Here is a 6,132-nt window from a genome sequence, read left to right as displayed (position 1 = left end):
CGTGGGTCTGATATTCATACACCCACCGGCTTAGCATTGTTGGAAGGATGCCTAAAGTTTTAGCAACATGGGAAACTTTCTTTCCTTCATCGATGCTCTGCATCACCGCAGCCATTTTAAAGGCTTTGTCATACTTTTTCCGCACCATACAAAACACAACCCCTTTACACAAAGTTACGTTGGTCTTAACTCCGTGTAAAGAGGTTTGGGGAAAGTCCAGGCGGACAACCCTGCGAAGCGAAACACGTTGCGCCACTTCAGGGCTTAAAGTTCTCATGTTCGTGAAAACAATTATGTAAAATACCAAAGGGCGTCGGGCATGGCGGCTCGGCGAACGGCCAGATCGCCGAGCCGCCATCGTTCCCGAACGGGACTACGCCGTCATCGCGCTGTCCAACGCCAGCCCGGACGGAATCCTTTTCAATCAGGCAGTCGTCCGTTGGGCGCTGGAGACGTACCTCAGCGTGGCGAGGAAGGAGAAAAGAATTGACGAAACGGTGGAATTGATGTATTTTGTGAATATAAAATAAAATTATTCATAAAATCATTTTCTGAGAGGTTGCCATGCCCAAAAAATTTAATGAGCAAGAGAAACAGTGGATCCGGCAGAAACTGCTGGAGGAAGGCAAGCGCAGCTTTGAAGCGCACGGCCTCCGCAAGACGAGCGTGGAAGACCTTACGAAAGCGGCGGGTATTTCCCAAGGCTCTTTCTATCTTTTTTTCGACTCGAAGGAGGAATTGTTTTACGAGCTGCTGCTGGCAGAGGAAGCCCGTATTCGGGAGCGTATGCTGAAATGGGCTGAAGAGGAGGCCGTAACAAAGGAAAGCGTCCAACGTTTCATCACGGAATCGTTCAGGCTGATGTCGGAAAACGCCTTGATCCGGACGATGTACTTCCAAGGCGAGTTGGAGCAACTGGTGCGCAAACTGCCTCCGGAGAAATTGGAGCAGAATTTCACCGAAGACCGGGACGCGATGCTGCACGTTGTTCGCAAATGGCAGGAAGCCGGTATTTTGCGGCGGGAACGGCCGGAGCTGATTGTCAGCTTGTTTCGCTCGCTCGTGCTGTTGTCTCTGCATCGGAAGGAAATCGGCGAGTCGATCTATCCGGATACGATCGCGCTGCTGGTGCGTGTGCTCGTTGACGGATTATTTGGACGCTCTGCAGAGGAGGCGCAGTCGTCATGATTCAAGTGGAACGATTGGAGTACTCGTATCCGGGAGCGGCGGAAAAAACGCTTAAGGGGCTGAACTTTGCAATCGGCCGCGGGGAAATTTTCGGATTTCTCGGTCCGTCTGGCGCCGGCAAAAGCACGATGCTGAAGATTTTGATCGGCGTCTTGAAGGGGTACGCCGGAAGCGTGCGGGTGCTCGGGCAAGAGTTGCGTTTTACCGGACCCGATTTGTACGAGCGCATCGGTGTAGGGTTCGAGTTTCCCAACTTTTATACCAAGTTCACCGTTCTCGAAAATCTCAACCTGTTCCGGTCGTTGTACTCTGTCCCTACGGAGGAGCCGATGCGCGTGCTCGATCGGGTTGGTCTTAAGGATGCCGCACGGTTAAAAGTCTCGCAGTTGTCCAAAGGAATGAAAATGCGGCTTAATTTTTGCCGGGCCATCCTGCACCGTCCGGATGTCTTGTTTCTGGACGAGCCGACGTCCGGTCTCGATCCGGTTAACGCGAAGATTCTGAAGGATCTGATTAAGGAAATGAAGGCGGAAGGAAAAACCGTGCTGCTCACCACTCATCACATGCAGGCGGCCGAAGAGCTCTGCGACCGAGTCGCTTTTATTGTGGACGGGCAGATCAAGCTGATCGATTCTCCTAGAGAACTGAAACTTCGGCAGGGACGGAAAACGGTTCGGGTTGAATACCGCAAGGAAGGGGAACCGGTGGTGGAGGAGTTTCCGCTTGAAGGGATCGGGAACAACAAATCGTTCCTGCAGGTGATCGATCGTTACCCGGTGGAGACGATGCATTCCCAGGAAGCGACGCTGGAGCAAATATTCTTGGAGACGACCGGGAGAAGCTTGTCATGAGAACGATGTCTGCGATCGCCAGCGATGTGAGATTTCAAATCCGGCACGGATTTTACGGGGTTTATGTGCTGGTATGCGGCTTGTATGTGCTTCTGCTCCATAACATATCGCCGGGCTATAAGGAAAAAACGGCGCTGCTGCTGACTTTCTCCGATCCCGGGGCGATCGGCCTGATATTGGCCGGAGGCATCGTGCTGCTGGAAAAAGATCAGGGCGTGTACGACAGTCTGTTCGTCACTCCGCTGCGGCTGCGGGAATATTTGATCGCCAAAGCCGTCTCGATCTCGGTCATCTCCTCATGCGCGGCATGGGCCATCCAACTATTCGCTTTAGGGTTTCCGGCGATGCCGGTCCATTTCACGCTCGGCGTATGGCTTACGTCTTGCTTGTTCACGTTCTTGTCCATCGGCGTTGTAACGCGTGCGAAAAGCATCAACGGATTTATTTGGCTGTCGCAGATGTACTCGCTTCCGCTTGCCGTACCGTTGGCCGGCCTCTTTGATATTGGGCCGTCTGCATTGTATGCTGTGTTTCCTACGAACGGATCGCTTCTTTTGCTGGAAGCGGCACATCGGCCCATTCCGGCCAGAGAGTCGCTGTATGCAGTTGCCGTGTTATCGGCCGGCACGGCGGCGGCGTACGCCTGGGCACATCGTTCGTTCGAAAAACGCATTTTATCCCGAGTGGGGGAGGGAGCGGCGCGATGAGTTATCGGGCATTGCTGCGGAGCGATATCCGTCATCTGGCGAAGGATCCGATGTTGATGGCCTGCCTATTCGGACCTCTGGCTATAATCGCATTTGCACGATACGCGTTTTGGCCGCTTGCGGAATGGGTGAAGGAGCAATATGCCTTTGACTTAACGGCATATACCGGTTTCGTTGCATTTGTCTTGTTGACTACGATTCCGTTATTAACGGGTGTCATGACAGGGCTGCTGATGCTGGACGAACGCGACGAAAATCTGATCGCCTATTTCGGGGTTACGCCGCTCACTCGCCGTGGTTATTACCGTTATCGGCTGCTATTTCCAAGCCTGCTGGCGCTTCTTTCGTCCGGTCTGTATCTGCTGGCTTCCGGAATGACCGAAATCCGGGCGGAAAGCGTGTACACCCTTCTGCTGTTGGCGCTCGAGGCTCCCTGCATCGCTTTGTTTCTTGTCGCTGCCGCGGACAATAAGGTGGAGGGGCTGGCATTGTCGAAGCTATGCGGTCTTTTATTCGTCGGGCCGGTTGTCGCTGCTTTCGTACCGGAACCTTGGCAAATGGCGGGCATGATCGTCCCGACCTACTGGCCGGCCAAGAGCTATATGCTGGGGGAATCCCGCGAACCGGTCTGGTCGGTCTTATCGTTTGCAGCCGGACTGGTGTACCATGTCCTGCTTCTTAAACGTGCGGACCGGGCGTTTGCGAGGCGGATGGATTAGTGTGGGGGACTTGACCCATAAACCTTAGAAGACGATCTTGGATGGGAATGGAGCGGCACCTGTCAGGAACCCATCTTTCATATTGCCTGTTTGGTCGGAGCGCAGGTATCAAGTTCAAGACGTTGCGTTATTATGACCAACTGGGGCTGCTCAAACGCACGTACGGATGAGATAACGGGTTACCGCTACTATTCGGCGGAACAATTGTTCCGCCTTCACCGCATACTCGCCTACAAAGATCTGGGCTTTACGTTAGATCATGTGTGCCAGCTGCTGGTGTAGTAATTTCGAACCAAAGCCGCTTTATATTTTTTGTACCGTCTTTTTGATGGGGGTAGATTTGAAAGTTACACTGTGAGCCTTATGGAATTTGTCGTCAGAAGATTCTGATAGAGGAGTGAAATGCGGGGCTTACGCCACTTGATCGCTTGATGTATAATTATGGAAGAAGCTCAGACGACAACGAGCCGGCCTATGATGGGAGCTGCTATCTTAGGCCGGCTCGCGGCGTGAATACGGAGCCTTACGGCTCCGCCCGAGAGGATCGGCGTACAAGAGACATCATTTTCTGAGGATGTGAATCGTGTGGAGATCGAAGAACTCGTAATCCGTCACGTGCAGCCGTGCGATATTCCAGAAAGCGAGGTTGAGGCACCCCGAGAACTTTTCTCTACGGTTCGAGATCTAAATAAATGGTGCGAAGCCTTACTAAACGGCATGATATTGTCTCCGGAATCAATGGAAAAGATGTTCACGCCCTATCTAAGCGTAAGCTTTGATCCATCGCTTAAGTATGGATATGGATGGTTTTTAGGTCATGATTTTCGATTATTTGGTGGAGGCACCCCAGGTTTCAGGTCGGAGATCTGGCAATTCCCAAATGAAACGTAATCATACTCTGGAACTATGAAAAGATAGATTCCCACAAATTGTTTCATACGATTAAGCCATTGATTTTTAACTAAATGCAAGAGCAAATTCATAACTTAACAGAGGTGAAGGTTCATGGAAGGGAAATTAATTGATCTAGACTTCTTTTTGTTGGATTCAAGTTCACAGGACGATTCGACGAGTACCCAACTTTGATTCCCCAGGCAGTTAAAGAAGTTATAGAAAGAAATTATGAAATTGAAGAGCGTGTTGACAGCCTTATTATTTTATATGAACCGCATAGAGGTGAAGAACATAAGACAGGTTTTTTCTATGTAGGTCATATCGTCAATAGAAAACCGGCTTCTTTACCTGAACAAGCAGAAGTAATAAATATCAGAGGTAAATATGCAACAGCCACGGGCACCATCAAACAAATGGCTAAAAATTATTCTTACATAGGCAATTGGATTAAAGAGCAACAACTCAAACAAGTTTGGCCGGAGGCTTTATTCATTGAGATTTATGATGGACCAATAGGAGCAGAAATAACAGGCAATGAGGAAGTTAAGGTTTGCTTGCCGATTAATTAAAGCATGTCCATCATATAACACCGTATTATACGCAGTGTTTTTTGACCTTCCCAAAATGCCCAGAAGCCTTGTCCTATACGCCCAGCATGAATCTTTGATCAAGAGGTAGTGACAAGAACTTTTGTCAAATTCCCGTGAGCAAGGAAGTCTTCAGAAAAGAATTACAAAATCGAGTCCATTTTTATTAGAATTTTGGGATTGCAAAATTACAAAAAATTAGTTGTGTACGGCTCAACAAGGCTGTGGAGGAGGTTGTATGAAAATTCAAGTTATGATGGTATGTTTAGTTATAGTTCTCTTTATCTCTAGCTGTGGTAAACATCATATAAATGATCAAAGTCAAAATGACTCCGATTTTTCTGGATATGTAGTAAGGGTAGAGTCCGATAGAATTCTGGTAACTTCGTTTACACCTAATTCGGAAATTAAGAGCCAAGCTATATGGGTAAAGACAAAAGAAAAGATAGGGATAGGCAATAAAGTAATGGTCACATTTGTTGGAGGCCTCGAGGCGTCAAATCCCGCTCAAGGAATTGCAAAGAAAATAGATATTATTAAAGCAGACCAGCCTGAAGGTACTACAATGTCTTCCGAAGAAGTTATCACAAAAGCGTTAAAGAATTACGATAAATTTAGCGTGCCCGTAATTAAATCAGTAGAGTACATTGCTGAAAAAAATCATTGGGAAATAACTTTATTTGATGCAAAATCGAGTCCGCCTGTTGAAGAAAAATTTATTTTGAATAACTAGCGCTGAGAATAATGCATGGAATCAATTTTAATGAAGGAGTTTGTCATACTGGGCAGGCTCCTTCCGCTACTTTAAAGGCAACGCTTTTATGTACGCCAGGCGTGGTCAGCTAAATTTACCAGACGTGAAGCGATTCGACCTGAATTTCGAGGGGGGCCGAACGGTGGACTTTCCCCAAACCTCTTTACACGGAGTTAAGACCAACGTAACTTTGTGTAAAGGGGTTGTGTTTTGTATGGTGCGGAAAAAGTATGACAAAGCCTTTAAAATGGCTGCGGTGATGCAGATCATCGATGAAGGAAAGAAAGTTTCCCATGTTGCTAAAACTTTAGGCATCCTTCCAACAATGCTAAGCCGGTGGGTGTATGAATATCAGACCCACGGTGATGAAGCTTTTTCAGGCAACGGGAAGCCTATCACCAACAAGGATCTTGAAATCAAGCGGTTGCAAAA

10 protein-coding genes are annotated in these 6,132 nt (G+C 48.4%); 9 read left to right on the top strand and 1 reads right to left on the bottom strand.

All coding sequences use genetic code 11. The features are described 5' to 3' along the window. A partial coding sequence (locus F560_RS26680; RefSeq protein WP_019007812.1) for a transposase occupies positions 1 to 148 on the bottom strand: 148 nt, incomplete at its 3' end. A gap of 416 nt (positions 149 to 564) precedes the next feature. On the opposite strand from F560_RS26680, the gene F560_RS0121675 reads away from it, so the two are divergent. The 9 genes from F560_RS0121675 to F560_RS25820 all read left to right on the top strand — a co-directional run. Further along, a complete protein-coding gene (locus F560_RS0121675; RefSeq protein ID WP_019007811.1) occupies positions 565 to 1,188 on the top strand; it encodes a TetR/AcrR family transcriptional regulator in 624 nt (207 codons plus the stop codon). Next, entirely contained in the window at positions 1,185 to 2,039 is an 855-nt protein-coding gene (locus F560_RS0121670; protein WP_019007810.1) for an ABC transporter ATP-binding protein, read from the top strand. Before F560_RS0121675 ends, F560_RS0121670 begins: the two co-directional genes overlap by 4 nt. Continuing rightward, positions 2,036 to 2,746 carry a fluoroquinolone export ABC transporter permease subunit gene (locus F560_RS0121665; RefSeq protein ID WP_019007809.1) on the top strand — a complete coding sequence of 237 codons (711 nt, stop codon included), beginning with the start codon at positions 2,036 to 2,038 and terminating at the stop codon, positions 2,744 to 2,746. The genes F560_RS0121670 and F560_RS0121665 overlap by 4 nt, the downstream gene beginning before the upstream one ends. Beyond that, positions 2,743 to 3,465: a hypothetical protein gene (locus F560_RS0121660; protein WP_019007808.1), complete on the top strand. Its 723-nt coding sequence runs from the start codon at positions 2,743 to 2,745 to the stop codon at positions 3,463 to 3,465. Before F560_RS0121665 ends, F560_RS0121660 begins: the two co-directional genes overlap by 4 nt. Positions 3,466 to 3,597: 132 nt before the next feature. Next, positions 3,598 to 3,747, top strand: a complete 150-nt coding sequence (locus tag F560_RS25825) for a MerR family transcriptional regulator (protein WP_425393293.1) — start codon at positions 3,598 to 3,600, stop codon at positions 3,745 to 3,747. A 303-nt stretch (positions 3,748 to 4,050) separates the two neighbouring features. Beyond that, the gene (locus tag F560_RS25365; protein ID WP_245554945.1) at positions 4,051 to 4,356 is read left to right on the top strand and encodes a beta-lactamase family protein; all 306 of its coding nucleotides are present in this window, start codon (positions 4,051 to 4,053) and stop codon (positions 4,354 to 4,356) included. A 191-nt stretch (positions 4,357 to 4,547) separates the two neighbouring features. After that, entirely contained in the window at positions 4,548 to 4,928 is a 381-nt protein-coding gene (locus F560_RS0121655; RefSeq protein WP_019007807.1) for a hypothetical protein, read from the top strand. A 256-nt stretch (positions 4,929 to 5,184) separates the two neighbouring features. Continuing rightward, a complete protein-coding gene (locus tag F560_RS0121650) occupies positions 5,185 to 5,679 on the top strand; it encodes a DUF3221 domain-containing protein (protein WP_019007806.1) in 495 nt (164 codons plus the stop codon). 163 nt (positions 5,680 to 5,842) lie between these two features. After that, positions 5,843 to 6,132 (top strand): transposase (locus tag F560_RS25820; RefSeq protein WP_169449921.1); only part of this gene is annotated, 290 nt, incomplete at its 3' end.

This window comes from Cohnella laeviribosi DSM 21336, assembly GCF_000378425.1.
Lineage (GTDB): Bacteria > Bacillota > Bacilli > Paenibacillales > Paenibacillaceae > Cohnella > Cohnella laeviribosi.
This window is presented reverse-complemented; position numbering and strand designations above follow the sequence as displayed.

Bases quoted from the DNA above. Each gene is read 5' to 3' on its own strand.
- F560_RS0121650 (WP_019007806.1), top strand. From the start codon at position 5,185: ATGAAAATTCAAGTTATGATGGTATGTTTAGTTATAGTTCTCTTTATC.
- F560_RS0121665 (WP_019007809.1), top strand. From the start codon at position 2,036: ATGAGAACGATGTCTGCGATCGCCAGCGATGTGAGATTTCAAATCCGG.
- F560_RS0121675 (WP_019007811.1), top strand. From the start codon at position 565: ATGCCCAAAAAATTTAATGAGCAAGAGAAACAGTGGATCCGGCAGAAA.
- F560_RS0121660 (WP_019007808.1), top strand. From the start codon at position 2,743: ATGAGTTATCGGGCATTGCTGCGGAGCGATATCCGTCATCTGGCGAAG.
- F560_RS0121670 (WP_019007810.1), top strand. From the start codon at position 1,185: ATGATTCAAGTGGAACGATTGGAGTACTCGTATCCGGGAGCGGCGGAA.
- F560_RS25825 (WP_425393293.1), top strand. From the start codon at position 3,598: ATGACCAACTGGGGCTGCTCAAACGCACGTACGGATGAGATAACGGGT.